General features: G+C 59.9%; 25 protein-coding genes, 2 tRNA genes and 2 pseudogenes. 21 read left to right on the top strand and 8 right to left on the bottom strand.

Features of this window, described 5'->3' with window-relative positions; translation table 11 throughout:
- Positions 1–153: 153 nt before the first annotated feature.
- Both ASC90_RS06120 and ASC90_RS06115 read right to left on the bottom strand, forming a co-directional pair.
- Entirely contained in the window at positions 154–405 is a 252-nt protein-coding gene (locus ASC90_RS06120) for a hypothetical protein (protein ID WP_056536853.1), read from the bottom strand.
- A gap of 154 nt (positions 406–559) precedes the next feature.
- A tRNA-Pro gene (locus ASC90_RS06115) sits at positions 560–636 on the bottom strand.
- A gap of 422 nt (positions 637–1,058) precedes the next feature.
- Between ASC90_RS06115 and ASC90_RS06110 the strand changes: the two genes are divergently transcribed.
- Entirely contained in the window at positions 1,059–1,364 is a 306-nt protein-coding gene (locus ASC90_RS06110) for an ETC complex I subunit (protein ID WP_056536850.1), read from the top strand.
- Between the two features lie 46 nt (positions 1,365–1,410).
- Positions 1,411–1,487 (top strand) — tRNA-Arg (locus ASC90_RS06105).
- A gap of 567 nt (positions 1,488–2,054) precedes the next feature.
- Here the strand turns inward: ASC90_RS06105 and ASC90_RS06100 are convergent.
- Positions 2,055–2,957: a LysR family transcriptional regulator gene (locus ASC90_RS06100; RefSeq protein ID WP_056536847.1), complete on the bottom strand. Its 903-nt coding sequence runs from the start codon at positions 2,955–2,957 to the stop codon at positions 2,055–2,057.
- 136 nt (positions 2,958–3,093) lie between these two features.
- On the opposite strand from ASC90_RS06100, the gene ASC90_RS06095 reads away from it, so the two are divergent.
- From ASC90_RS06095 to ASC90_RS29680, 4 genes and pseudogenes are all read left to right on the top strand, one after another.
- A complete protein-coding gene (locus ASC90_RS06095) occupies positions 3,094–4,272 on the top strand; it encodes an HlyD family secretion protein (RefSeq protein WP_056536844.1) in 1,179 nt (392 codons plus the stop codon).
- A 99-nt stretch (positions 4,273–4,371) separates the two neighbouring features.
- Complete coding sequence (locus ASC90_RS06090) at positions 4,372–5,988, top strand: MDR family MFS transporter (protein ID WP_056536841.1); 1,617 nt, start codon at positions 4,372–4,374, stop codon at positions 5,986–5,988.
- Positions 5,989–6,022: 34 nt separating this feature from the next.
- Entirely contained in the window at positions 6,023–7,228 is a 1,206-nt protein-coding gene (locus ASC90_RS06085; protein ID WP_244480331.1) for an adenylate/guanylate cyclase domain-containing protein, read from the top strand.
- A 4-nt stretch (positions 7,229–7,232) separates the two neighbouring features.
- Positions 7,233–7,457: pseudogene (locus ASC90_RS29680) on the top strand (hypothetical protein); the annotation flags it as partial.
- Positions 7,458–7,679: 222 nt separating this feature from the next.
- On the opposite strand, the gene ASC90_RS06080 reads toward ASC90_RS29680, so the two are convergent.
- Positions 7,680–8,456 (bottom strand): glucose 1-dehydrogenase, encoded by a 777-nt coding sequence (locus ASC90_RS06080; RefSeq protein ID WP_056537153.1) that lies wholly within the window; start codon positions 8,454–8,456, stop codon positions 7,680–7,682.
- Between the two features lie 125 nt (positions 8,457–8,581).
- Positions 8,582–9,298 carry a GntR family transcriptional regulator gene (locus ASC90_RS06075; protein WP_056536835.1) on the bottom strand — a complete coding sequence of 239 codons (717 nt, stop codon included), beginning with the start codon at positions 9,296–9,298 and terminating at the stop codon, positions 8,582–8,584.
- 126 nt (positions 9,299–9,424) lie between these two features.
- Here ASC90_RS06075 and ASC90_RS06070 point away from each other — a divergent pair, with 126 nt between their 5' ends.
- From ASC90_RS06070 to ASC90_RS27835, 8 genes and pseudogenes are all read left to right on the top strand, one after another.
- The gene (locus ASC90_RS06070) at positions 9,425–10,939 is read left to right on the top strand and encodes an aldehyde dehydrogenase family protein (RefSeq protein ID WP_056537151.1); all 1,515 of its coding nucleotides are present in this window, start codon (positions 9,425–9,427) and stop codon (positions 10,937–10,939) included.
- A gap of 123 nt (positions 10,940–11,062) precedes the next feature.
- The gene (locus tag ASC90_RS06065; protein WP_056536832.1) at positions 11,063–12,013 is read left to right on the top strand and encodes a substrate-binding domain-containing protein; all 951 of its coding nucleotides are present in this window, start codon (positions 11,063–11,065) and stop codon (positions 12,011–12,013) included.
- 70 nt (positions 12,014–12,083) lie between these two features.
- Positions 12,084–13,103 (top strand): ABC transporter permease, encoded by a 1,020-nt coding sequence (locus ASC90_RS06060; protein WP_200950853.1) that lies wholly within the window; start codon positions 12,084–12,086, stop codon positions 13,101–13,103.
- Positions 13,103–13,840, top strand: coding sequence for an ATP-binding cassette domain-containing protein (locus tag ASC90_RS06055; RefSeq protein WP_056537147.1), 738 nt, complete (start codon positions 13,103–13,105; stop codon positions 13,838–13,840). The genes ASC90_RS06060 and ASC90_RS06055 overlap by 1 nt, the downstream gene beginning before the upstream one ends.
- Positions 13,841–13,870: 30 nt before the next feature.
- Positions 13,871–14,713, top strand: coding sequence for a 5-dehydro-4-deoxy-D-glucuronate isomerase (gene kduI / locus ASC90_RS06050; RefSeq protein ID WP_056536829.1), 843 nt, complete (start codon positions 13,871–13,873; stop codon positions 14,711–14,713).
- Positions 14,710–15,465: a 2-dehydro-3-deoxy-D-gluconate 5-dehydrogenase KduD gene (gene kduD, locus ASC90_RS06045; protein WP_056536826.1), complete on the top strand. Its 756-nt coding sequence runs from the start codon at positions 14,710–14,712 to the stop codon at positions 15,463–15,465. The genes kduI and kduD overlap by 4 nt, the downstream gene beginning before the upstream one ends.
- 13 nt (positions 15,466–15,478) lie before the next feature.
- A complete protein-coding gene (locus ASC90_RS06040; RefSeq protein WP_056536823.1) occupies positions 15,479–15,808 on the top strand; it encodes a cupin domain-containing protein in 330 nt (109 codons plus the stop codon).
- A gap of 234 nt (positions 15,809–16,042) precedes the next feature.
- Positions 16,043–16,215 (top strand): annotated as a pseudogene (locus ASC90_RS27835) (3,4-dihydroxy-2-butanone-4-phosphate synthase); the annotation flags it as partial.
- Positions 16,216–16,266: 51 nt separating this feature from the next.
- Here the strand turns inward: ASC90_RS27835 and ASC90_RS06030 are convergent.
- The 3 genes from ASC90_RS06030 to ASC90_RS06020 all read right to left on the bottom strand — a co-directional run bounded on the left by ASC90_RS06030 (position 16,267) and on the right by ASC90_RS06020 (position 19,608).
- Positions 16,267–17,481 carry an alpha/beta hydrolase gene (locus ASC90_RS06030; protein WP_056536817.1) on the bottom strand — a complete coding sequence of 405 codons (1,215 nt, stop codon included), beginning with the start codon at positions 17,479–17,481 and terminating at the stop codon, positions 16,267–16,269.
- 213 nt (positions 17,482–17,694) lie between these two features.
- A complete protein-coding gene (locus ASC90_RS06025) occupies positions 17,695–17,973 on the bottom strand; it encodes a hypothetical protein (protein WP_056536814.1) in 279 nt (92 codons plus the stop codon).
- A gap of 408 nt (positions 17,974–18,381) precedes the next feature.
- Positions 18,382–19,608 (bottom strand): MFS transporter, encoded by a 1,227-nt coding sequence (locus tag ASC90_RS06020; protein ID WP_280138313.1) that lies wholly within the window; start codon positions 19,606–19,608, stop codon positions 18,382–18,384.
- A gap of 96 nt (positions 19,609–19,704) precedes the next feature.
- Between ASC90_RS06020 and ASC90_RS06015 the strand changes: the two genes are divergently transcribed.
- The 7 genes from ASC90_RS06015 to ASC90_RS05985 all read left to right on the top strand — a co-directional run bounded on the left by ASC90_RS06015 (position 19,705) and on the right by ASC90_RS05985 (position 26,413).
- A complete protein-coding gene (locus tag ASC90_RS06015; RefSeq protein WP_244480320.1) occupies positions 19,705–20,526 on the top strand; it encodes a helix-turn-helix transcriptional regulator in 822 nt (273 codons plus the stop codon).
- 142 nt (positions 20,527–20,668) lie between these two features.
- Positions 20,669–22,186 (top strand): glycerol-3-phosphate dehydrogenase, encoded by a 1,518-nt coding sequence (gene glpD, locus ASC90_RS06010; protein WP_056537142.1) that lies wholly within the window; start codon positions 20,669–20,671, stop codon positions 22,184–22,186.
- Positions 22,187–22,232: 46 nt separating this feature from the next.
- Entirely contained in the window at positions 22,233–23,309 is a 1,077-nt protein-coding gene (locus ASC90_RS06005; RefSeq protein ID WP_056536810.1) for an ABC transporter ATP-binding protein, read from the top strand.
- 11 nt (positions 23,310–23,320) lie between these two features.
- Positions 23,321–24,391 (top strand): ABC transporter ATP-binding protein, encoded by a 1,071-nt coding sequence (locus ASC90_RS06000; protein WP_056536807.1) that lies wholly within the window; start codon positions 23,321–23,323, stop codon positions 24,389–24,391.
- A 3-nt stretch (positions 24,392–24,394) separates the two neighbouring features.
- Complete coding sequence (locus ASC90_RS05995) at positions 24,395–25,261, top strand: sugar ABC transporter permease (protein WP_056536803.1); 867 nt, start codon at positions 24,395–24,397, stop codon at positions 25,259–25,261.
- Between the two features lie 26 nt (positions 25,262–25,287).
- Positions 25,288–26,115 (top strand): carbohydrate ABC transporter permease, encoded by an 828-nt coding sequence (locus ASC90_RS05990; protein ID WP_056537139.1) that lies wholly within the window; start codon positions 25,288–25,290, stop codon positions 26,113–26,115.
- A gap of 16 nt (positions 26,116–26,131) precedes the next feature.
- Entirely contained in the window at positions 26,132–26,413 is a 282-nt protein-coding gene (locus ASC90_RS05985) for a DUF2160 domain-containing protein (protein WP_056536800.1), read from the top strand.
- The last annotated feature ends 75 nt before the right edge of the window (positions 26,414–26,488 follow it).

The following is a 26,488-nucleotide window of genomic DNA, read 5'->3' as shown; positions in this document are numbered from 1 at the left end:
CCCCGTGAGGATAGTGCTCCGAGCACCACCATTGCGTATCCACCGCTTTGGATGAGGCAAACCCCAATCCTCCCCACTTCCCGCATCCCTCAATGCAGCAGTAGTGATTCACATGGACGCTGTCGGCTGGCTTGGTCTTGTCGTCTAGGCCCATCAGTATTCCCATTTCTGCTTTACCTCACGCACGTCCATGAACATGTATAGGAGGTCCGGGCAACCCACCAAGCATCGCGGATTCGAACAATTCGCCACAGCCTGGAAGAAGTTGAACATGGTACAATCGGCGCCATGCCGCTCGATCGCCCTGTCTCGGTCGTAGAAGCCTCGTCGGCTGCACGTCGGGCAGAACACCTCGATACGCTTCAGCCGGAATATTCCAAGGGTGACGTTCGGGTCTTTGACCATGCGGGTATCCTCGTAAGGATCGACAGCCGCATGTCGATGGTTGTGGGTGTTTGCTCCCGCCCGGAGCGTATTTCTCCCACAGTGCTCTCACAAGAGCCTCTATCCGTGGGTTTGACAAAGCAGAAATCGTTCATACGTTTCAATGCTTTGTCGGTGGTCGGAGTGGAGAGATTCGAACTCCCGACCCTCTGGTCCCAAACCAGATGCGCTACCAGACTGCGCTACACTCCGTGCCGACGAGGAGCGCAATACACGGTTCATCCCGAGCCTGCAATATCTAAATCGTCTATCCCCATTTTGATCGTTGGACATAAGGCAGCGTTGCGGATCCCTGTGAACTGCCTGGCGATGCACGGGGCAGATCTGGGTCTCAGGACCTCGAGTTTTCTCTGCCTGGTCTAGGTCGCGGCACTACGCCTGATCGATCGCTAAGTTCGTTTCGCTTTGGTGTGTGCCAAGCAGCCTCCGATGCGGCCTGGCGGCGAGTATGAACGTCTAAGTCTAACGTCTCGCGTAGCTATGGCTTGAAAAGGTTGGGATTCGCGGCTAAGCAAAATTCATCTCTTCATGCGACGTTGCAGCGAAGGAGGCCTCATAACGGGGCCGGACAAAAGTTTGAGTGTGAAGCCCGCTAATTCGGAGGCGTTGCAGCAATGTCTGCCAAGATCTACCGTCCAGCCAAGACCGCAATGCAGTCCGGCAAGGCAAAGACAAATATGTGGGTGCTCGAGTTCGATCAGGAGACGCCGCGGACGATCGATCCGATCATGGGCTACACCTCGTCTTCGGATATGCGCCAGCAGGTCAGGCTGACGTTCGAAACCCAGGAGCTCGCCGAGGCCTACGCAAAGCGTAACGCCATCGAGTATCGCGTGATACCGCCGAAGGATCCTCAGCGTCAGACGGTGGCCTATCCGGACAATTTCCGCTATACGCGGACACAGCCCTGGACGCACTGAGTCCAGACATGCCGACCGGACCGACGCCGCCGAGCGGCGGTCAAACGGCCCCTTAGCTCAGCTGGATAGAGCACCTGCCTTCTAAGCAGGTTGTCGCAGGTTCGATTCCTGCAGGGGTCGCCAACCTTTTAGGGACTTGCCGCGGGCATGCCCGGATTGCGCCGTTGCTCGGCGGCTAGAGATATCTCCCCCGCGGACAAAGATCATAGCATAAATAGCAGAGATTTCAAATATTTACGCCAAGGCCGGCCAACTGGGCAGCAGCACGCCGCGGTTCCTAGGCACCGCGAGCAGTCGCTGGATAGCGCTTTTGTCGCTGGTTCCACTCGATGTGTACGGGCTAGATCCGCGCAGGAGGGGGCGCGAATCTCTCTCGCGGTCTTGTACGCACGCAAGGACGAAGCCAAGAGCATCGGTGCGCGCTGAGTCTCCGACGGGCAAGAGCTGGTGGCTTCCCGTCGAAGATAGTTCTGAAGAGTCGACGGCGCGGACTCTCGGCGTTCTTGATGTTTAAATGCGCGCAAAGGCTTGCAGGATTGGTCATTCGTCGTTCTGATGCGGAGCCGGGATCGGCCAAGCCTTCTGAGGTGCCCTTCCGTCGTGGTGGAGCTTCCGTGAAGAATCACGGCCTATAGCGCTTCCCTCCATTCAATGGAAAAGATTGCACCATCAAAACCTGGGATCAAGCACCTAGCTCATCCAGACACGATGCTCGATGAACCGTTCGGCAAGCAGGTCGATGAACAGACGGACCTTGGTCGGAAGATGGTTTCTATTCGGATAGACCGCATTGATTGCGAATTCCACCCCCCGGTATTCCGGCAGCAGGCGGAGGAGACGTCCTTCCGCTAGATCTTCAGAGACGAGGAAGCTGGGGGCGAGGGTGATCGCCCGTCCGTTGATCGCCATGTGGCGTAGCGTCTCGGCGCTGTTGGTTACAACGGAGCCACCGACCTTGACCTGACTTCTCTTCCCGCCGTCCACCTCGAAGGTCCAGTCGTCGCCGTAGGGATAGTAGGTGTAGCGAGTGCAGTCGTGACCCGCGAGGTCGGCCAGCGCCGACAGGGGCTGGTGGGCGTCGAGGTAGGACGGCGAGCATACGAGGATATGCCGCCATGGGGTGAGCTTGCGGGCAATAAGACTGGTGTCCCGGGCTGGCGTCGTTAGGATCGACAGATCGTACCCGTCCTCGATCATGTCGACCATCCGCTCGGTAATGCTCAGATCAAGGGAAACGGACGGATAGAGCTGGAGGAATTCATCCATGACCGGAAGAAGAAACCTCACGACGGCCGCCGTGGAATTGAATTTAAGGACGCCACGCGGTGTGGTGGTCAGCGCGCCAGCAGCACGATCCGCCTCGTCGAGGTCGGCAAGGATATGGGCTGAACGGTCGTAGTAGAATTTGCCCGTTTCGGTAAGGCTGACCTTGCGCGTTGTGCGATTTAGAAGGCGGACGCCGAGCCTCTCCTCGAGCGACTGGACATGCGTCGCCACCATCGTGACCGACATGTTCAACCGCCGTGCCGCCGCGGTGAAACCGCCGCATTCCACCACTTTTCCGAAGACCGCAAGACTCGTCAGCCGATCCATGCGCACCTCTATTATCCGCTCTCAGCGTATGATCCTTACCAATATACGCGGATTATCAGTCGGTGAATAGCAGGGCATCCTAGCGTCATCCAACCACGGCTGCGCCTTGGGCGCGCTGACTAACAGGAGAATTGAAATGGTCGAACTGCCCCGCAAGGAAATTTTCGAAACCTCCGCAGAAGCCGATCGGAAGATCAAGGACGTGCCTTCGTCTCCTGTCGAAAAGCCCGCTGCCGAACAGTCTGCTCCAGCGGCCAAGCCACGCAAGAGTGTCGTCAAGAAGGGCGTGCTGATTGCGGTTTTACTGGCAGGTGCTGCATACGGCGTCCACTTCGGTCACAACTACTGGACCGTCGGTCGCTTCATCGAGTCCACCGATGACGCCTACGTAAAGGCCGACTACACGACCGTAGCCCCGAAGGTCGCTGGCTACATCAAGGAAGTTCTTGTCAACGACAACGATGTCGTCAAGGCAGGACAGGTGATCGCCAGGATCGACGATCGCGACTTCCAGGCTGCGTCCAACCAGGCGAAGGCGGACGTGAAGGCCGCGGAAGCCGCCATCACCAATGTCGATGCCCAGATCGACCTCCAGCAATCGGTGATCGGTCAGGCCAAGGCGTCGATCGACGCTTCGAATGCTTCACTCGTCTTCGCAAAGTCCGAGGCGGCCAGAAACGCCCGCCTCATCGTCATCGGGGCAGGGAGCCAGTCGAAGGCCGAGCAGACCCAGTCGCTGATGGATCAGGCGTCGGCTGCCGTCGAGCGCGACCAGGCTGCCCTCGTCGCGGCCCAGAGCAAGGTGCCCGTCTTGAAGACGCAGCGCGACCAGTCGGTCGCCCAGAGGGATAGGGCGGCCGCAGCGGCCCAACAGGCCGAACTGAACCTGTCCTACACCAACATACTTTCCGCAGTCGACGGCACCGTCGGCGCCCGCTCGATCCGTGTCGGCCAGTTCGTCACGTCGGGCACGCAGCTGATGGCCGTCGTGCCGCTCCACTCGGTCTACGTGGTCGCGAACTTCAAGGAAACACAGCTCACTTTCGTCAAGCCGGGCCAGACAGTCGAAGTCAAAGTCGACAGCTTTCCCGACCTTAAAGTGAAGGGCCATGTCGACAGCATCTCGCCTGCCAGCGGTCTTGAGTTCTCGCTTCTGCCTCCGGATAACGCGACGGGCAACTTCACGAAGATCGTCCAGCGCATTCCGGTGAAGATCGTCATCGATGACGAGGAACTCCAGGGCCGTCTGCGTTCCGGCATGTCCGTTGAACCCGATATCGACACCAAGGAAGCCCAGCTTTCGGAACGCAAGTAGGGATTACCCGCTCTCAGCGGATAATCCTTCCGTTCCTTTCCCGATTATCGGCAACCCATCGTCATGAGACATTCCGCATCAGCCGGAAGGAGATAAGTCGTGGCTACGCTTCAGATCGCAGCAAACAGCAACCAGCAGGCCAAGGCGGCCCTCGCGCAGCCTACCAAGTCCGAAATGAGTTCGTTCCGGATGTGGTGCGCCGTCGTCGGCTCGACCCTCGGCGCCTTCATGGCGGTCCTCAACATTCAGATCGTCAATGCCTCTCTCGCAGACATCCAAGGCGCGATCGGCGCAGGCAAGGACGATGGCGGCTGGATCTCGACTTCGTACCTGATCGCCGAGATCGTAGTCATTCCGCTCAGCGGCTGGCTGGCAAGGGTCTTCTCTGTGCGCAACTACCTTCTCGTCAACGCGATCCTCTTCCTGGTCTTTTCGATCGCCTGCGCATTCGCCGTCAACCTGCAGCAGATGATTGTGCTTAGGGCCATCCAGGGCTTCGCTGGCGGCGTTCTGATCCCGATGGCCTTCACCATCATCATCACGCTTCTGCCAAAGCCCAAGCAGCCGATCGGTCTCGCGCTCTTCGCGCTTTCGGCCACGTTCGCTCCGGCGATCGGACCGACCATCGGGGGCTACCTCACCGAGAACTACGGCTGGGAGTTCATCTTCTACGTCAACCTGGTGCCCGGTTCTCTGATGGTCGCAATGCTCTGGCTGTCGCTCGACCGCGCACCGATGAACCTCGGCCTGCTGGCGAAGGGCGATTGGCCCGGCATTGTCACCATGTCTATCGGTCTCGCCGCACTTCAGACCGTCCTCGAGGAAGGCAACAAGGAAGACTGGTTCGGTTCCGACTTCATCGTCCGCCTGTCAGTCATCGCCGCTGTCTCGCTGACTGTGTTCCTGATCATCGAATTGAAGGCCGCTCATCCGCTGCTCAACCTTCGCCTGCTGATGCGCCGCAACTTCGGCTTCGGGATCGTCGCGAATTTTCTGCTCGGCATCGCACTTTATGGCTCCGCCTTCGTTCTTCCGATCTACCTGTCACGCATCCAAGGCTACAATTCGGAACAGATCGGGATGGTTCTTGCCTGGACGGGTATCCCGCAGCTTCTGCTGATCCCGCTGGTGCCGCGACTGATGAAGCGCTTTGACGTCCGCCTGCTCATCATCGTCGGATTTGCCCTGTTTGCCGCCTCGAACTTTATGAACGTGTTCATGACGGGCGACTATGCGAGCGACCAGCTATTCTGGCCGAACGTCGTGCGTGCTGTCGGTCAGGCCCTCGTCTTTACGCCGCTCTCGGCTATCGCCACGGCTGGCATAGAGCAGGAGAACGCTGGCTCCGCGTCCGCGCTCTTCAACATGATGCGCAATCTTGGCGGCGCAGTGGGCATCGCCTCGCTGCAGACCTTCCTGTCGAAGCGCGAGCAGTTTCACTCGAACATCCTGACGAACTCCGTCAGCGTTTTCGAGGAGGCCACCCGGACCCGTGTCGCAAAACTGACGACGTACTTCATGAACCACGGTTTCAGCGACCAAGCCACGGCGACCCACAAGGCAATCGTCGCCATCGCATCGAGTGTCCGCAAGCAGGCAAACATCATGTCCTTCAGCGACACGTTCTTCCTACTCGGCGTCGCTCTTGTCGTCGCCCTCGTTGCTTCGCTTCTTCTGAAAAAACCGGGTCAGGTTTCCGGCGCTGGCGCCCACTAATCCGCAATCGAAAGGCACGTCGATGAACACGATCATGCAACAGCCGATGTCACGCCGGCAGCGCGCGGAGAAGGGGCGGTCCATGGATCCGGGCTCCATCCTCTCGGTCCTCGAATGGCTTTCAGGCGACGAGTGCCACGCGATCGACGAGGCCGGACTGATCTCCGGACTAGGGCGCAGACTACGCCAGATCGGCCTCCCGGTAGACAGGCTCACGCTCCATCTCATGACCCTGCATCCAGAAATTCTCGGCCGCACCCTGGCATGGGCGCCCTCCGAGCCGATCGAGATCCACGATCGCGAGCACGGGATGAAGCTTGCCTATGCGACCAGCCCTCTTCGCAAGGTGATGGATAGCCGTGAACCCATGATCGTCGACACCAACGATCAACAGTGGCCTTGGCAGCATATCGACGTATTCAAGGATCGCGGGCTGGTTCAGCTCGTCATCGCGCCACTCTGCAATGTCGACGGTCCCGTCAGTGCGGCGGTGTTCGGAACCAAGCGCCCCGGTGGATTCGCAACCTCGGAGATCCGGGCCATCGAACGCATTCTCCCGGCTCTCCGCAACACCTGTGAGCTTCGCGTCATGCGTCAGGCGGAACTCTCCCTGCTCGATGTCTACATCGGACCGATGACCGCACAGCGCATCCTCGCCGGGAGAATCCGGCAGGGTGAGATCGAGACCATGGAAGCCGCACTTTTGCTGTGCGATCTCCGTGGCTTCACGGAGCTTTCAAACAAATTGCCCGAAGACAAGGTCCTCGATCTTCTCAACGCGTACTTCGACATCGTCGTTCCGGCGATCACCAGCCAGGGAGGTGAGGTGCTGAAGTTCATGGGCGATGCCGTGATGGCGTTCTTTCCGACCTCGGATGCCGTGATGGCGAGCGAGCAGGCTCTCGCGGCGACGGACCAGATACTCGATGAACTCTCCCGGTTCGACATGGAGGGTGTCAGCATCGATGCCGCCGTCGCATTGCACTACGGAAAGGTGAGCTACGGCAACGTCGGCTCGGGTAGGCGTCTCGACTTCACTGTGATCGGCTCCGACGTGAATCTTCTGAGCCGCATTCAAACCGCCTGCGGCGCGCTCGGAAAGTCAGTTCTGATGTCGGACGCGTTCCGGCGCAGGGTAGGGACGGAGAACGTCGTCACAACGAAATTCCACCATCTGAAGGGATTCGACGACCCGATCGAACTCTTCACGATCACGACGCCGGAATCATGCACTCACTGACCGAGTGGTGTCGGGCGCCGAGGGATCGCGGCATGGGGCCGCGCATCTCAATCAGCCAAGAAGGGAAAAGAAAAATGGCACTTCGCTTCAACTTTGGCAAAGCCTCTCCATAAGCCTACAAGGCCGTGCCGCTCTGGATCAGTTCGTTCAGTGGCTGCGGTCTTGGATCGCGTCTTCTCCACTCATCAAGCTTCGCGCTTCGCTCATCAACGGCTGCGCCAATTGCTTGGATATGTATGTGAAGCAAGCCCGCCACGACGCTGCTCTCCGAGCAGAGGATCAACCTCATGTCTGCCTGGCACGAAGCGCTGGTCTACGACGCAAAATGTGGAAAGGACTAGCGGTCGCCGATTTCGCGCGAATCGTCGCCGACCGCATGAACACGGACTTCGATTGTATCGAAGAAGTCTGGCGGCGGTCCGGCATGTCAACCGGCAGGGATGCCTCGACCTCAGGCGACCGACCATCCACCGTCCACCAGCAGGTTCGTGCCAGTGATCAGGCTCGCTGCGGGCGATGCAAGAAAAACGACGGCACCCACCACGTCATCGGTTTCACCGATCCGCCCGAGTGGAATGTGATCGAGCGTCGCCTTGTGATTGTCGGAATCGGATAGATAAGGTGCTGTACCATCCGTGTGGATGAACGTCGGTGATACGGTATTCACGGTGACATCGTAGCGTGCCCATTCAGCTGCAAGGCAACGTGTGAGGTGATTAATTGCGGCCTTGCTCATGCAGTAGATTGCCTCGCCGCGCAGTGCCACCGTACCGGCCTGTGAGCTGATGTTGATGATCCGGCCCCCTTTGCGCTCGATCATGTGACGACCCACTGCCTGCATCATCAGAAAGGTCCCCTTGATGTTGACATCGAGTATCTCGTCAAGGTCCTTCTCCTCGACAAGCTCCGCGAGATTGCCGGGAGCCACGCCGACATTGTTGACGAGGACGTCGATCCGACCGAACGTGGCAAGCGCCGCATCCACGGCTTTGGCAATATGGGCCTTGTTGGGAATGTCCAGTTCGACAGGGAGAACTTTTCGTCCCGCGCTTGCGCTCTCGAGCTCGGCAACCAGGGTCGCGGACGCTGCGACATTGCGGACTCCCAAAACAATATCCGAACCTGCTGCGGCACAGGCAAGTGCACAAGCACGACCGATGCCACGGCTAGCTCCCGTCACCAAAGTTACCTTGCCTTCAAGGCTGAAGTCCGGCGCATGCTTCTGCATCATGATGCCTCCCCGATGATGCTCACTTATGGCAGCGTCGGCGCGTGGATGCCAGCACTGGTATGCCGCGTCCGGTGACCATAGCGCCGATGCAGGCGATATATTTTAGGCGACCTGCTTGCCCCTTATTCAAACAACTCCCGGTTATCGGCTTCGATCTGCGGCAGGTCGTTCAGAATACCGTTCAGATGGCTCCGCATAGCATCCGCCGCGGCGTCAGCGTTTCGGGCGTCAATGGCAGCGACGATCTTTTCGTGCTGCTCGATGAGGCTATTCATAGAGGCAGGGTTGCGGAGTTGAAGGTTGCAGACCCTGTCCATGTGCGCTTTGATGTCTGAAATCGCATTCCAGGCGAGGCCGCAACCGGCGCCTTCGGCGATGGCAATGTGGAACTGCTCGTCCTCCCGGCGGAACGCATTGTGATCATGGTCGGTCATGGCCAATTTTTGGCGCTCGAGGATGTTGTCGATCTTTCGCCGCGTCCATGTGTCGAAGCTTTCGCTGGCACGCCTGGCGACGGCAACCTCGATGGCCTCGCGCACAAAACGTGCCTCCATCATCTGGCGCGCCGAGATGCGAACCACGACAGTTCCGCGATTGGGGCGGATCTCGACAAGCTTGGATTTTCCAAGGGCGATCAGCGCCTCCCGTACCGGCTGTCGGGACACGCCGAGACGGGACGCAATCTCCTGCTCGGACAGGCGTGAGCCGGGTGCGAGATCGAGACGGATGATCGCCTCGCGCAGATCTCGCTCGACCTGCGCTGCGGTCGTCTCCCCGGTCTCGATCTTCGTCGGCTCGATCTTCAATGTTTCAAGGTTCATGCTTTTCGCCACCGTCATCTCGTTGACATCCGCTTTCAACCACCATACAGCACCATACAACTTGACGACAACACAAGCGCGGCGCTCGATACGCCGGGCCAGGATGGAGGAGCCGGGACGATAAAACCCGGTTGGTTGATGACGATACAGTCCAATTTCATAAGCCCGAACTCTAGTGATCCGCGTTTGCAGAGTAAATCCCGGTACAAGATGCTTGTCGATGGCAGGTCGGTCGATGCGGCCTCGGGCAAGACCATAGATCGGGTGAGTCCCGGCCATGCCGGCATTGTCGTCGGCACATGGCCGGACGCCTCGGCTGACGATGTTCGTGCAGCGATCGCGGCTGCTCGCCGTGCGTTCGACTCGGGGCCTTGGCCGCGCATGTCAGGTGCTGAGCGATCGCGCCTGATGTTCAAGACGGCCGAACTCATTCTCGCCAATGTCGAGGAAATCGCGCTGATCGAAAGCCTGGAGGTTGGAAAGCCGATCGCCCAGGCACGCGGCGAAATCACCTTCTGCGCCGACCTATGGTCCTATGCAGCCGGTCAGGCGCGGGCGCTGGAAGGCCAGACCCACAACAATATCGGCGACAATCGTCTTGGATTGGTCCTGCGGGAGCCTGTTGGTGTCGTCGGCATCATCACGCCGTGGAACTTCCCCTTCATCATCGCCTCGGAGCGAGTGCCGTGGGCAATCGGCGGTGGTTGCACAGTGGTGCTGAAACCCTCGGAGTTTACCTCCGGGACCTCGATCCGCATGGCGGAACTGGCCCGCGAGGCCGGCATTCCCGATGGCGTCTTCAACGTCGTCACCGGCTACGGCGATCCCGCCGGCCAGGTCCTGGCAGAGGATCCGGGCACTGACATGATCGCCTTCACCGGCTCGGTCCGGGTCGGCACGAAGCTCGGAGAGATCGCCGCCCGCAGCGTCAAGCGCGTCGGCCTCGAGCTAGGCGGCAAGGGGCCGCAGATCGTCTTTGCCGATGCGGACCTGGAAGCGGCGGCAGATGGCATCGCCTACGGCGTCTACCACAATGCCGGCCAGTGCTGCATTTCCGGCAGCCGGCTTCTGGTCCAGGAGGGTATCCGTGACGCACTGATGGAGCGTCTGCTCGATATTTCCCGCAAGGTCACGTTCGGCGATCCGCTCAACGAGCGGACCAAGATTGGCGCCATGATCTCTGAGGCGCATGCCGCCAAGGTGCATTCCTATGTCGAGGCAGGGCAGGCCGAGGGCGCCGAACTGCTGCTCGGCGGCGCGCGTGTCGGACAGGGTTCCGGCCTCTACTATGCGCCAACAGTGTTTTCCGGCGTCACCGCCGATATGTCGATCGCCCGGGAGGAGATCTTCGGGCCGGTCCTGTCGACGCTGACGTTCAAGACGGCCGATGAGGCAGTCGCTTTGGCAAATGCGTCGGAGTTCGGCCTGTCGGCGAGCGTCTGGTCAACCAATCTCGAAAATGCACTACAGAGCATCCGCCGCATTCGCGCCGGGCGCTGCTGGATCAACAGCGTCATAGATGGCGCACCCGAGTTGCCGATCGGCGGCTACAAGAAGAGCGGTCTCGGGCGCGAGCTCGGTCGCTACGGTTTTGATGAGTATTCGCAGTTCAAGGGCATTCACGTGACCTTGGGCCGGCCGGATCCTTGGTTCGGGTGAGGGTGCTCACCGGACACTGAGGCAGAGGAGGAAAATCTCGGCTGGCGCGATCTTTGGTCGGAGCCCGCCAGCCGAGACACGGGTCTTTCGACCCTATTGCACATCCAAAGGGAGGATACGCAAATGAAATTGACCAGACTGAGAACCGCATTGCTTGCGGCGTGCGCGGCTATGGCTTTCACATCCAGCGCGATTGCGGCCGATGTCAAGGCGACAATGATCATCTACCTCGATCCGAGTGTCCAGTTCTTTAACCCCGTCGTAAAAGGCGCACAAGATGCTGCCGCGCAGTTCGGCGTCGATCTCGACGTGCAGTATGCCAACAACGATCCGGTGCGCCAGAACGACCTGATCGAGAGCGCGACAGTCAGCGGCGTCGACGGCATTGCCGTTGCAATCTCCAGCTCTGACGCGTTCGACGCCAGCATCTGCGCCGCAGTCAAGGCCGGCATTATTGTGATCGGCTTCAACAATGATGATCTCGAAGGCGCCAAGGGCAATTGCCGCCAGGCCTATGTTGGCATGGACGAGTTCTCCTCGGGTTATGAGCTTGGCAATCGCATGATCGAGCGGTTCGGCCTCAAGGACGGCGACGTCGTGTTCAATCCGCGCGAAATCCCCGAAGCAAGCTTCGCAGTTGCACGTGGCGGCGGCATCGAGAAGGCGATGAAGGAGAAGGGCATTAAGGTGGAGACAGTTCGCTCCGGCCTCGACCCGGCCGAAGCGCAGAACATCATCGCCCAGTTCCTGATCGCCAACCCCACGGTCAAGGCGCTGTTCGGCACCGGGTCCGTCACCTCGACGGTCGGCGCAGGCGCCATCAAGGATGCCGGCATCAACATTCCCTTCGGCGGCTTCGATCTCGCGGTTGAGATCGTAAATGCCGTGGAATCGGGCGCCATGTTCGCGACCATGGACCAGCAGCCCTACCTGCAGGGCTACTATCCAATCGCCCAGATCGCCTTGGCGAAAAAATACGGTCTGACCCCGACGGATGTCGATACTGGCCAGGGCGCCTTCCTCGACCAGTCGCGCATCAGCTCGGTCAAGCCGCTGATCGGCAGCTACCGATAAGCGTGGCGCTTGAAGACCTTCCGGCGAACCGCCGGAAGGTCACCGCGATCCTTGGAACAGAGTAACGACAGTGACCGACGCCATGACCGACAGTGCCGTGCCGAAATCGCGCACGAAAAAACAATCGCTGCTGAAGCAGATCATGACCATGCCGGCAGGGGCCATTCTGCTGGTCTTTGCAACCCTGCAGATCGTCTGCATCGCCGGTGCGCTCGCCTACCCGGACGACTTCCGCTATCTGGCGCCGCAGAACCTGACGATTCTGATGAAGGCTATTCCGGTGCTCGGGTGCCTTGCGCTTGGCGCCGGCATCCTGATGATTGCCGGCGAATTCGATCTGTCGATCGGCTCGGTCTATACCTTGACCGCCGTCATGATGGCGAGCCTCGTCGATGGAGGCATGAGCGCCTTCATTGCCGCACCGCTCGGCATTCTGCTGGGCGTGATGATCGGCCTTCTCAACGGCACGATCACGCTGCGCTTCGGACTGCCCTCCTTCATCGTCACGCTTGGCGGCCTCCTGTTTTGGCGCGGCGCCGTGCTGCTTTACAATGGCGCAGTCCAGGTTCGCTTCGACCCGGAGCCCATCTTTTCCAGCCTCTTTGCCGGAACGCTCTTCGGCATCAATGCTGCCTTCATCTGGATCGTACTGTTCGTCGCTGGCTTCTATTTGCTGCTGCATCGTCACCGATTCGGAAACCATGTGTTCGCCACGGGTGGCAATCCTGCCGCGGCAACGGCCATCGGCATCAACACCGATCACGTCAAGATGATCGCCTTCGCCATCGCCGGCGGCATGGCGGCCGTTGCCGGCATCATCGCGACGGCGCGTGTCGGTAGCGTCCAACCGGGCCAGGGAGCCGGTCTCGAACTCCAGGCGATCGCCGCCTGCGTCATCGGCGGGCTTTCGCTGCGCGGCGGCCGCGGCTCGATCATCGGCATCTTCCTTGGCGTCATGCTGATCCACACCATTACCGACGTGCTGCTGCTGCTAAGGGCCCCAGGCTTCTACCTCGACATGTTCATCGCAACGCTGATTGTCGTCGCTGCCGCCTTTAATCATCTCATCGAACGCCGGGGGGCCGCATGATGTCCGCACCCAATCTTCTCGAACTGCACAATATATCGAAGAGCTTCGGTGCACTGACGGCGCTCAGGAACCTAAGCTTCCACGTCGGGCCACGCGAAGTCGTCGGCCTTCTCGGCGACAACGGTGCCGGCAAGTCAACCACCGTCAACCTGATTTCGGGTATCCACAAGCCAACCTCCGGCCACCTCAGCGTCGATGGTCAAAAGACACTGTTCACCTGCCGCTCCGATTCCGCCGATGCCGGCATCGAAACCATCTACCAGAATACGGCCTTGGTGGATTCGCTATCGATCACCCGCAATATTTTCATGGGGCGCGAGCGCACCGATGCCTTCGGCTTCCTGAAACAGGCTGAGATGCGCGACATTGCCATGGAGGTGCTGGAAAAGGCCGTCCATATTTCCGGCATCGATTCCCCCGACAAGCTGGTGGGGGATCTTTCCGGCGGCCAGAAGCAGGCCGTAGCCATCGCACGCGCTGTCTTCTTCAAGCGCCGGGTACTTCTTCTCGACGAACCGACTTCGGCGCTGTCCGTGCGCGAAACGGAAGCCCTTTTGGCGCAGGTGCTGAAACTGAAGGCGGAAGGCGTATCGAGCGTGCTCGTGACGCACAACCTCTATCACGCCTACCAGGTCTGCGACCGGTTCGTGATCATGAGCCATGGGACCAAAGTCTTCGATGTGAACAAGGCAGATACCAGCATCAGCCAACTCACCGAATATGTCGTCCTCACCTGATCTTCCATCAAACGCCAAGAGGCAAATCCTGTGACAATTTCCGTAAACGTGCGCCAGGTCGTCGGCCCAGAAGACGCCGCCCGGCGCGATACGAAAGGCCTTCGAGAGGGCTTCCTGATCGAAGGGCTGTTTTCGAAGGGCCAGGTCAATCTTACCTACAGCCATCTGGACCGGATGATCGTCGGCGGGATCGTCCCGGCGGGACAAGACCTCGTGATCGACCATGTCAAGGAAACCGGCACCAACCAGTTTCTCGAACGCCGGGAGGCCGCCATTCTCAACATCGGCGGCAGGGGTACGGTCATCGTCGGGGGTGTCGAGTACCCGCTCGGCTTTCAGGATGCGCTCTATGTCGGCATGGGGCAGGGGACGTTGTCGTTCCGCAGCGACGACCCCGCAAAGCCCGCCGAATTCTATCTCCTGAGCGCGCCCGCGCATCGTGTCTGCCCGACCGTCTTGATCACGCTCGACATGGCAAGGAAGGTGCGCACGGGCTCGGCCGAAGAGGCCAACGCCCGGACGATCAACCAGTATGTGCATCCGGATGTCTGCGAAAGCTGCCAGCTTCTTGTGGGTCTCACCATGTTCGAGCCCGGTTCCGTCTGGAACACCATGCCGGCGCATGTGCATGACCGGCGCATGGAGGTTTACCTCTATTTCGGCATGGACGATGCAACGCGCATCTTCCATTTCATGGGGGAGCCGCAAGAAACACGGCATCTCGTGCTGAAAAGCCATGATGCGGTGCTGTCGCCGGGTTGGTCGATCCACTCCGGTGCCGGCACCGGTCGATACTCCTTCATCTGGGCGATGGCCGGCGATAACATGAGCTTCACCGACATGGACAAGGTGCCGATGGAAAGCCTGAAATGAACGCATTCGATCTCTCCGGCCGCTGCGCCATCGTTACCGGCGCCAATACCGGCATTGGCCAGGCGATCGCCGTCGGCCTTGCCGGTGCCGGCGCTGACATTATCGGCGTCGGGCGCTCGCCAATGGAAGAAACCGCGACCCTCGTCACAACCAGCGGCCGTGAGTTTCATTCACTTCAGGCGGATCTCTCCAGCATCGACGAGGTGCGCATCCTCATCGAACGAGCAACCGCCATCCGGTCACGCCTGGATATCCTGGTCAATAACGCTGGAATCATCCGCCGGGCCGATGCCATCGATTTCACCGAGGAGGACTGGGATGCCGTCATGGATACAAACCTGAAATCGGCGTTCTTTCTCTGCCAGTCTTTCGCCAGGGTGGCGATGGCGAAGAAAGTTCCCGCCAAGATCATCAACATCGCGTCCCTTCTGTCTTTCCAGGGCGGTATTCGTGTTGCATCCTATACGGCGGCAAAGAGCGGTCTTGCGGGTCTGACGCGGCTGATGGCAAACGAGTGGGCAGCCCATGGTATCAACGTCAACGCAATAGCCCCCGGCTATGTTGAGACCAACAACACCACGGCGTTGCGGGCAGATGCCGAACGCAACGCGGATATCCTGAAACGCATTCCTGCCGGGCGCTGGGCCCGGGCTGATGATATGGCAGGCGCCGCCCTTTTCCTTGCATCTCGCGCGTCGGACTACGTGCACGGCGCGGTCCTTCCCGTCGATGGCGGATGGATGGCGCGATAACTGGAGTAAATGAATGTCTGATTATTGCAGTCTACCCGACCAACTGACCTGGACCGAGACGTCGCCCGGAAATCGCCGCGCCGTCCTTTCCCATCGCCCGGAAATAATGCTCGTCGCCTTCAGCTTCGATGAGGGCGCCATTGGCGCACTGCATTCACATCCGCACACGCAGGTCAGCTACGTGGCCAAGGGTGTTTTCGAGGTGACAGTCGATGGCGTCACCACAACCTTGCCTGCCGGCAGCAGCTTCATCGTCGAGCCAAATCTCGTCCATGGGGTTGTGGCACTGGAAGATGGACTGCTGATAGACACGTTCACACCGAGACGGGATGATTTCCTGTGACGTGAACCTCGCCGCCACGACCGCTGGAGGCCTGATTCAGCGTGCGAAATTCGAACAGTGTCCTGAACGGATCACTTTGCAGACAGAACTCCAAAGGATCCGCGCCCGCGCGGATTTCCTAAAGGGCAGTATGTATTGGAAGATTGTTCTTAGGGACGCACACACGCGAATGATTTTTCTGCAATGACATCGCCTGGCAACACAGCGCACGCCGTACACCGTGGCGGTTCGCATCGCCTTGCTGGCTTCACCGTTTCGGGGTCATCTGTGAGGTCGCCAATGATGACGGCACCATGGCTCGACTACCAGAACTTGAAGCCTTCGCCAAACACCATGGTCTTCATCTGATCACGATCGAAGACCTTATTGCGTATAGAATGCAGAGGGTGTCTGGGATGGGGGCCTAATCATCGGTCCCACCGTCGCTGGGGGATCCCGCCGGCGCGCTCCTAACGGCACTATTGCGTCAGCGGCTGCGGCTTGAGATCACCCTGAAGCGTTTCGTCTGCGCGTTTGATTTTCTTTGGATGGATAATGGGTTGTTCGATGATGGTCGCAGGCGCTGCAACGGCTGTCGCGGCAACGTTGCCGATGGTGGTGACAGTCCCGCCGACCACCGCGGTAATCCCCTGACCGAGCGACACGTTGGAGTCGGTCAGAGTCTGGCCGGTCATCAGTCTCTGGCCGATGAGCTGGACGATCTCCGGGCTGGAGGCGAATTTACCGTGGTTCAAGCTGTCGCCGCCCTTGACCTTTGTCAGGTCGATCGCGGTAATGCCGGCCTGTTCGAGCTTGGAGCGGTAGGGTTCGGCTGCCGGATTTATGGCGCCGAGCCGGGAGACCTTGCCGGTTATCAAGCTGGAAAATGCCAAGGCCTTGTCGTCCTGCGACACGAAGATCGTGAACTTCGGCTTCGGCGTTCCCATCTCGGCGTATTGCTTGGCGAAGACCTGAATGTCGATATCCGGAGACGCCAGGATCACGTCACGGATCTTCGGGTTTACATGCCCGTCGCGAATGCCCATCTGCCGCAGCGATTCCATTGCGAGCCAGGTGCCCATCGAGTGGGCAAGGATGGTGATGTCCTTGACGGAGGGATCGCTTGCCAATGTACGCAACGCCTGTTCAAGCGCCGTGCGTGAATAGTTGGTGCTTTCCTTGTCATATTCGTAGGCGGTGAGTTGAGCACGCGATGGCCAGGTGAACAGGATCGGTGTCGCCTGCATGCCGCTGTCCTGGACGATTTGCGCCAGGCGGAAAACGGAATCCTCGTACTTGTTGTTGAAGCCGTGGATGAAAACGAGCGCATGACCGCCTTCGATATGCTGACTGAGCCAGGCGCGGGCTTCGGCGGCCGTTGCAACCTGTTTGACGCTGGTCACCGCAAAGTCCGTGGCGGGGTTTGGCGGAAGGCGTCGCGGCCATTGCATGGTTCCAGGCTCGCGGTTTGGCGGGATGGAGACAGAGATCTCCGTCAGGTAAGGCTTTGGACTGCGTTCGCCGTTGAAGAGGGTCGCGGGATCATCGGTAGGCTCTCGCGTCGTGGCCACCAGCATGTTGACCTGGGATGTCTTCGGCGTCGTAGCCGTCAGCGCTACAGGCGTCATCACGCCGTTCGGGTGGCCGCAGCCGGAAAGCAGGGCAAGTGCGACCACGAGGATTTTTCTCGGCATGTACACTCCGACGGTTGGATCGGAGGGACGATAGCGAACAAACGCGAGAAAGAAAGCATGCTGAGGCAAGAGGCAAATTTTTAAGGCGGATGAGACCGAAATGGCACGTTCGCCCGCATGATCTGCATCGATATCGGTGGTGCTCTTGAAAAACAGCCAACGCTGCCCGTCTTCAGCGGGCAGCGAAGCCGTCTCTCCGACGAGCGGGCACTTCTACCTGCATACGGTCCTATACTTGGTGATGTAGTGATTGTGGCTCCGCTGCTCGTAGGGCTGCTCCCAGCATCTTTCCCGATAGCCGCCCCGGCGAGGACGTTCATAGCGGTCATCGTCATATGCATAACGAGGTGCCTGCCTGTAACGAGGTGGTGGCGGGTCATCATAATATCTGGGCCCACCCGAGCCGAATTCGAAATACACGCCGTCCGCGAAAGCGGGGGCGGTCACGAGCAACGTGGCGAGCCCTGCCACGGCGATAATCAACTTTCTCATGGTCGGTCTCCTTCACTACCCAACGACCCAACGCCCTAAGACGGTTACGGGTACGCAGACTACAATTGGCACATGAATGTCGACTGAGTTCTGTATTCATCCTGCGGTCATCAATCGCCGCACAAGCGCGTCGAGACACCGCTGGAAAGTCCGCCCCGAGCCCCTCGGGGCGGACCCTACCGGCCCGAACCCCTCCGGACCGCAGCCGATGGTGGGCCGCTGCCGGTATGCATGCCTTTGCACCATGATGCTGACAACTGAAAGCTGGCCAAGTGGTTAGCCGGTAAGGTTACTATGCGGCGGTTGCAATATCAGAGCACTTTTCGGGCGGGATCTTGGCTGAGAGGAACTCCCGAACAGGGTCGAGGCGGTGAGCCTCGACCCTCAGGGCGGCGAGCGCTCTGACTGCTATCGGCTGGTTTTCGCTAGGTGGCGGCGACCCTTGCCGATGTCCGGCAGGAAGATGGTCAGTAGACCAAGCAGAGGCAGATACGAGCAGATTTGGTAGACGAACTCGATACCCATCCGGTCCGCCACCATGCCGAGGGCGGCTGCCCCGATACCGCCGATGCCGAACGCGAAGCCGAAGAACAGTCCCGCGATCATTCCAACCCGACCGGGCACCAGTTCCTGTGCGAAGACGACAATCGCCGAGAAAGCCGATGCGAGGATGACGCCGATCAGGAATGTCAGCACAATGGTCCAGTAGTAGTCTGCATAGGGCAGGGCAAGGGTGAACGGCAACGCGCCTAAGATCGAGAACCAGATCACGAACTTTGTGCCGAACCAGTCGACGATGGGTCCCCCGGCGACGGTTCCGATCGCGACCGCTCCAAGGAAGACGAAGAGGAGAATCTGAGCCTGCTGCACCGATACGTCGAAGCGCTCGATCATGTAGAAGGTGTAGTAGCTCGAGAGGCTGGTCATGTAGACATACTTGGAGAAGACCAGCATCGCCAGCACTGCAATCGCCTGTATCACCTTCTTGCGCGGCAACTGTACTGCATGCGAGGCAATCTTGCGACCGGCGCTTGCCTTGCGGTGATTGCTATACCAGACACCGACCCGCCAAAGGATGACAATGCCCGTCAGCGCGGCGAGCGAAAACCAGGCAACACTCTCCTGTCCACGAGGAAGCACGATGAACGCGGCGAGCAATGGGCCGATTGCCGTGCCGAAATTGCCGCCGACCTGAAACAGCGACTGCGCCAGGCCATGCCGGCCACCGGACGCCAGGCGGGCGACGCGGGACGATTCGGGATGAAAGACTGCCGAACCCAGCCCGACAACGCCAGCCCCAACCAGCAGCACCCAGTAGGTATGCGCGTAGGCGAGCAGCACCAGGCCAATGAGGGTGAAGCCCATGCCGATGGAAAGCGAGTAGGGGAGCGGGCGCTTGTCCGTATAGATTCCGATCAACGGCTGTAGAAGCGAGGCAGTAACCTGGAACACGAGGCCAAGGAAGCCGATCTGCGTGAAATCGAGGCCGTAGCCCTCCTTGATCATCGGATAAAGGGCTGGGATCAGCGACTGCATGGTGTCATTGAGCAGGTGGCAGAAGCTCACTGCCATGATGATGCCGAAAACCGTCTGTTCCGCGGAATGTCCCTCCGCCGTCACTGCACTGTTTGTCACGATTCTACTCCGTCGGTTGACAGCTCTCGATAGATCAGTTGCGGGTGTCCCGCTTTCGTGCTTTGGTCTTGTTGTTTCGCGATTGGGCCAAATCTAGTGAAGATTGAAAAAAAGCCGGCGTCCAGCGACCTCGAGCGCCTTCACATCGAACGACTGGCGGCAATCGAGGCTGCGTCGGAACCGGTACATGCCATCCCTTCGGAATATCCTGGCGGCTATCACGTCGAGCCTCACAGTCATAGCCGGGCGCAGTTCGTCTACGCACGCAAGGGTGTCCTTATGGTCTCGTCGAAACAAGGCCGTTGGATGGTGCCACCCGAGCATGGCCTGTGGATTCCCGCCGGCATCGAGCACACGGTTGATATGCTGGGCGATGTTACGATGCTGTCTGCCTACATCGCTTCCGATGCGCTAAGCGATCGATCAACAGTGATACGCGTCGTGGCGCTGACGGATCTCGCGCGGGCCTTGATCGTCGAAGCCGTTGCGCAGCCTGTTGCCGACCACAATGCCGGTCGTCGCGCCCTCGTCATGGCGCTGCTATTGGAGGAGCTTCTGCGGCTCCCTGTTCGCCCCCTTGGTCTGCCATTTCCTTCCGATGCACGGTTCGCCGGGCTCTGTCGCACGTTCATGGAGCACCCGACGACGCGGGTGATGATTGATGACTGGGCCGAACGGCTGGCCATGAGCCGCCGAGCCTTCACGCGTGCATTCCGTCGGGAAACCGGGCTCAGCCTGTCGACTTGGCGGCAGCAGGCCGCGGTGTTTACGGCGTTGCCGCGACTTGCAGCGGGCGAGCCCGTGACGAACGTTGCCCTCGATCTCGGCTACGACAGCGTTGCCGCTTTCACGACGATGTTCAGGCGAATGCTGGGTGCCGCGCCGCGCGCCTATTTCAAGTCGTCGGACGGTGTCTAGAGCCGGCCGGCGGTGGTTCCCCAAGAGTTGTTCGCTTCGGAGAGCATTCGTTTGACATTCGGTTTCTTTTCGTTTTAACTAGTTTTAGTTTCGCAACTGCTCAGACATGTTGCGATGCGGCATTTTTTGGCTCGGGGGCAACGTGGACCGTCGGATTCACGATCTTTTCATTATCGGGGGCGGCATCAACGGCTGTGGAATCGCACGCGATGCGATCGGTCGCGGCTATTCCGTTGCCCTTGCGGAGATGAACGATTTCGCATCGGGCACATCCTCTGGTGCGACCAAGCTCATCCATGGAGGCTTGCGTTATCTGGAGCACTACGAGTTCCGTCTGGTGCGCGAATCGTTGATGGAACGCGAAATTCTCTGGGCAATGGCGCCGCACATCATCTGGCCGATGCGTTTTGTCCTGCCGTTTCACAAGGGCGGGGTGCGACCGGCATGGCTTATACGTCTCGGGCTGTTCCTTTACGATCACCTGGGCGGTCGCAAACTTCTGCCGCCGACGGCGGTGCTCGACATGCGCAAAGATCCGGCAGGAAAGCCGCTGAAGGCGCTATTCACCAAGGCGTTCGAGTATTCCGATGGTTGGGTCGACGATGCGCGCATGGTCGTGCTGAACGCGCGCGACGCCGCTGATCGCGGCGCGTTGATCATGCCGCGAACCAAGGTTGTCTCAGCCCGCCGCGAGACCGAGCTCTGGTCGATCGAGACGGTCGATACCGTAACGGGGCAGGGCACCACTTTTCAGGCACGCATGCTGGTGAATGCGGCTGGGCCATGGGTCGATCATGTCATTCGCGCCGCGTTCGGCCAGAACGAGGCGCGGCATGTTCGCCTTGTTCAAGGCAGTCATATCGTGGTGAAGAGGAAGTTCGACGATCCCCGCGCGTATTTCTTCCAGAACCCCGACAATCGCATTATCTTCGCAATCCCCTACGAGCAGGATTTCACGCTGATCGGCACCACCGATCGCGACTACACCGCCGATCCGAAGGATGTGAAGATCTCCGACGAGGAGACCACCTATCTCTGCAAGGCGGCGAGCGAGTATTTCAAGGAGCCAGTGGTTGCCGAGGATATCGTCTGGACCTATTCGGCTGTTCGGCCGCTGTTCGACGACGGCGCTTCCAAGGCGCAGGAGGCGACCCGCGATTACGTCTTGAAGATGGAAGGCGAGGGCGAAAGTGCGCCGTTGCTCAACGTCTTTGGCGGCAAGCTGACGACCTATCGCCGGCTCTCCGAGCATGCGCTGGAGAAGATCGGCGCTGCGATCGGCGCGAAAGGGGCGCCGTGGACAGCCAGGAGCCATCTGCCTGGCGGTGATTTTCCCGCACAGGGATATGAAGCGGAAGTCGGCAAGCTGAAGGTCAACTATCCCTTTCTGGCCGACGCGCATGCGCGTCGGCTGGTCCGGCGCTATGGCACGAAGGCTGCGGTCCTGCTCGGGCAGGCGCGCAGCGCAGACGATCTTGGACACTGTTTCGGTAGCGACCTATACGAAGCCGAGGTTCGCTATCTGATCGACCATGAATGGGCCAGGCGCGCCGAAGACGTGCTCTGGAGGAGAACTAAGGAGGGCCTGCGCCTTACGAAGGAACAGGCTACGCGACTGGAGGAGTACATGGCTGCGCTACCGGCTCGGATGGCCGGGTAAGATTGCAGTATGTCGTCCCCGCTGTTGAGGAGGCACGGGAACAGGAATGCTTGAATTGCGCAACGCCGCAAAGATGGTGGGCGGGGAGTATCATATCCACGCGACCAATCTTGCGTTTGAACGAGGCACGTTGAACGTGCTGCTTGGGCCGACGCTGTCGGGCAAAACGTCGCTGATGCGGCTGATGGCCGGGCTCGATCGTCCGAGCAGCGGTTCCATCTTTTTCGATGGCATCGATGTGACCGGCATGCCGGTGCAGAAGCGCAATGTCGCGATGGTCTACCAACAGTTCATCAACTATCCGGCCTTTACGGTCTACGAGAACATCGCATCGCCGATGCGCATTGCTGGCAAGGATGCCGCGTCCATCGATCGCGAGGTGCGCAAGGCCGCAGAACTGTTGCGTTTGACGCCCTATCTTGATCGTACGCCTCTCAACCTGTCCGGTGGGCAGCAGCAGCGAACGGCACTTGCCCGGGCGCTCGTCAAGAACGCCAGCCTCGTTCTGATGGACGAGCCGCTGGCAAACCTCGACTACAAGCTGCGCGAGGAACTGCGTGCGGAATTGCCAAAGATATTCGCGCAGTCCGGCGCCATCTTCGTCTATGCAACGACGGAACCCTCCGAGGCGCTTTTGCTCGGTGGCAATACAGCGACGCTCTCCGAAGGGCGCGTTACCCAGTTCGGGCCGACGATCAGCGTCTATCGCAAGCCGCTGGACCTAATTACCGCCAAGACCTTCGCCGATCCGCCGCTCAATATCATTGAGGCGGTGAAGGTCGGCCGCGTGTTCCAGCGTGAGGGCGCCGACGTGTTTTCCGTTCCGGGCCATCTTGCCGGCATGGCAGACGGTCCGGTCACGGTTGCATTCCACCCGCACCACCTTGGGCTGGCAGCACAGACGCCGAATGCGGCCAAGCTCGGGGCCAGGACACAACTTTCGGAAATCACCGGCTCCGAAAGCTTCGTGTATCTCGACTATGAAGGCGTGCGCTGGGTCATGCTTGCGCACGGCATTCACGACATCGACCCCGATACGGAGATCGATGTGTTCCTGGATATACGGCATCTGATGGCATTCGATACCAGCGGTCGCGCCATCGCGACCGGCAGTCAGGCGTAGGGGGCAAGGACATGGCACGCATCACGCTCGACCACATCCGCCACGCCTACGGGCCGAACCCGACATCCGACAAGGACTATGCGCTGCGCGAAGTCGATCACGAATGGGACGATGGCGGTGCCTATGCGCTGCTCGGGCCATCGGGCTGCGGGAAGACGACGCTGCTCAACATCATCTCGGGGCTGCTGCAACCCTCGCATGGCCGCATCCTGTTTGACGGCAAGGATGTGACCAACCTTGCGACGCAGGCGCGCAACATCGCGCAGGTGTTCCAGTTTCCCGTGATCTACGACACGATGACCGTCTACGACAATCTGGCCTTCCCGCTGCGCAACCGCGGCGTGGCCGAGCCGGAGGTGGACCGCCGCGTCAGCGAGATGCTCGAGGTGATCGACCTGGCGCCGATGGCGCGGCGCAAGGCGCAGGGACTGACGGCCGATCAGAAGCAGAAGATCTCGCTCGGCCGAGGGCTGGTGCGCAACGACGTCAACGCCATCCTGTTCGACGAGCCGCTGACGGTCATCGATCCGCATATGAAATGGGTGCTGCGTTCGCAGCTGAAGCGGCTGCACAAGCAGTTCGGCTTTACCATGGTCTATGTCACCCACGACCAGACAGAAGCGCTGACCTTCGCAGACAAGGTTGTCGTCATGTATGAGGGCGAGATCGTGCAGATCGGCACGCCGGCGGAGCTGTTCGAGCGACCGAGCCATACGTTCGTCGGCTATTTTATCGGTTCTCCCGGTATGAATGTCATTCCGGCAAAGCTGGACGGCAATCGCGTCACCGTCGGCAGTGAAACGCTGGCGCTCGACTATGCGCCGAAGACGGCAGCGGGTGCCAAGACCGAACTCGGCATTCGGCCGGAATTCATTCGCATCGGGCGCGAGGGGATGCCGGTGACGATCAACCGGGTCGAGGATATCGGCCGGCAGAAGATTGTTCGCGCGACATTCGCGGGCCAGCCGATCGCCATCGTTGTGACCGAGGATTCAGAGGTCCCGTCCGAAGCGCGCGTGACCTTCGATACCGCTGCCATCAATATCTACGCCAATTCCTGGCGCGTTGGCAGGGAGGCCTGAGCCATGAACAAGACGTGGAACAACAAAGCCTGGTTTCTGGTGCTGCCGGTGCTGGTGCTGGTGGCCTTCTCGGCGGTCATCCCGCTGATGACGGTCGTCAACTACTCGGTGCAGGACACGTTCGGGAACAATGAATTCTTCTGGGCGGGCACCGACTGGTTCGTGCAGACACTGCATTCCGACCGCTTCTGGGCGGCGTTGCAGCGCAACTTGGCCTTCTCGCTGATCATCCTGGCGATCCAGATCCCGCTCGGGATCTTCATCGCGTTGAACATGCCGAAGAAGGGGCTCGGCGTGCCTGTCTGCCTTGTGCTGATGGCATTGCCGCTGCTCATTCCGTGGAACGTCGTCGGCACCATCTGGCAGGTCTTCGGGCGCGTCGATATCGGGCTGCTCGGGCACACGCTCGAGGCGCTGGGGCTCGACTACAACTACGTTCGCGATCCCATCGATGCCTGGATCACCGTCATCGTCATGGATGTCTGGCACTGGACAAGCCTCGTCGTGCTGCTCTGCTATGCCGGCCTCGTGTCGATCCCGGACGCCTATTACCAGGCGGCGAAGATCGATGGCGCCTCGCGCTGGTCGGTGTTCCGCTACATCCAGCTGCCGAAAATGAAGCGCGTGCTGCTGATCGCCGTGCTGCTGCGCTTCATGGACAGCTTCATGATTTACACCGAACCCTTCGTCGTCACCGGCGGCGGGCCTGGTAACTCGACAACATTCCTGTCGATCGACCTGGTGAAGATGGCGGTTGGCCAGTTCGACCTCGGTCCGGCGGCTGCGATGTCGATCATCTACTTCCTGATCATCCTGCTGCTCTCATGGATCTTCTACACCGTGATGACCATCGGCGACGAGAACGCGTGAGAAAGGAGAGGAAAATGGCACAATTCATGACACAGACAATGAAATACAAGCCGGCCGGCAACTTCTCCTGGGTGGTCTCGACCGTCTACATCATCTTCCTGCTGCTGCCAATCTATTGGCTGGTCAACATGAGCTTCAAGGAGAATGCGGAGATCACCGGCACCTTCTCGCTCTGGCCGCTCAATCCGACGCTCAGAAACTACACGATCATCTTCACCGATCCGTCGTGGTACAACGGCTACATCAACTCGATCACCTATGTGGTCATGAACACGGTGATCTCGGTGCTTGCGGCTCTGCCGGCGGCTTACGCCTTCTCGCGCTACCGGTTCCTCGGCGACAAGCACCTGTTCTTCTGGCTGCTGACCAACCGCATGGCGCCGCCCGCCGTCTTCGCGCTGCCGTTCTTCCAGCTCTATTCGGCTTTCGGGTTGATCGACACGCATATCGCCGTGGCGCTGGCGCATTGCCTGTTCAACGTGCCGCTGGCGGTCTGGATCCTCGAAGGTTTCATGTCCGGCGTGCCGAAGGAGATCGACGAGACGGCCTATATCGACGGCTACTCGTTCCCGCGCTTCTTCGTGCGCATCTTCATGCCGCTGGTGGCATCGGGGATCGGCGTGGCGGCCTTCTTCTGCTTCATGTTCTCGTGGGTTGAACTGCTGCTGGCCCGCACATTGACGACCACGGCGGCAAAGCCGATCTCGGCGATCATGACGCGAACCGTGTCTGCTTCGGGGATGGACTGGGGGGTGCTGGCGGCGGCCGGCGTGCTCACCATCATTCCTGGCGCGCTCGTCATCTATTTCGTCCGCAACTACATCGCCAAGGGCTTTGCGCTCGGTCGCGTCTGACAAGGGAGGACCACTCATGCATTTTTCCTGGATGGCGTGGACGCTGCCGACCGCATTGTTTTTCCTGACGATCCTCATGCTCCTGATCGGCATGAGCATCTGGGAGTATCTGGCGCCGGGCGGCTCCCCGCGTGTGGGGGTCTTGAGGTTCGAGACCACGCGGGGAGACCGTCTCTTCATATCGCTGCTCGGAGCAGCGTTCATTCATCTCGCATGGCTGGGTCTTGTCGGACCCAACCTGTGGTGGGCTCTTGGCCTTGCCGTAGTCTACGCCATCGGCGTGTTCCGCTACGTTTAGGTCAAGGAGATACAGATGGCCGGGGGTACTGGCCGCCTGACGTGAAGACTGCAATCGCAAACCCTGGGAGGATAT

It is taken from the genome of Rhizobium sp. Root1220 (genome assembly GCF_001426265.1).
Lineage (GTDB): Bacteria > Pseudomonadota > Alphaproteobacteria > Rhizobiales > Rhizobiaceae > Rhizobium.
This window is presented reverse-complemented; position numbering and strand designations above follow the sequence as displayed.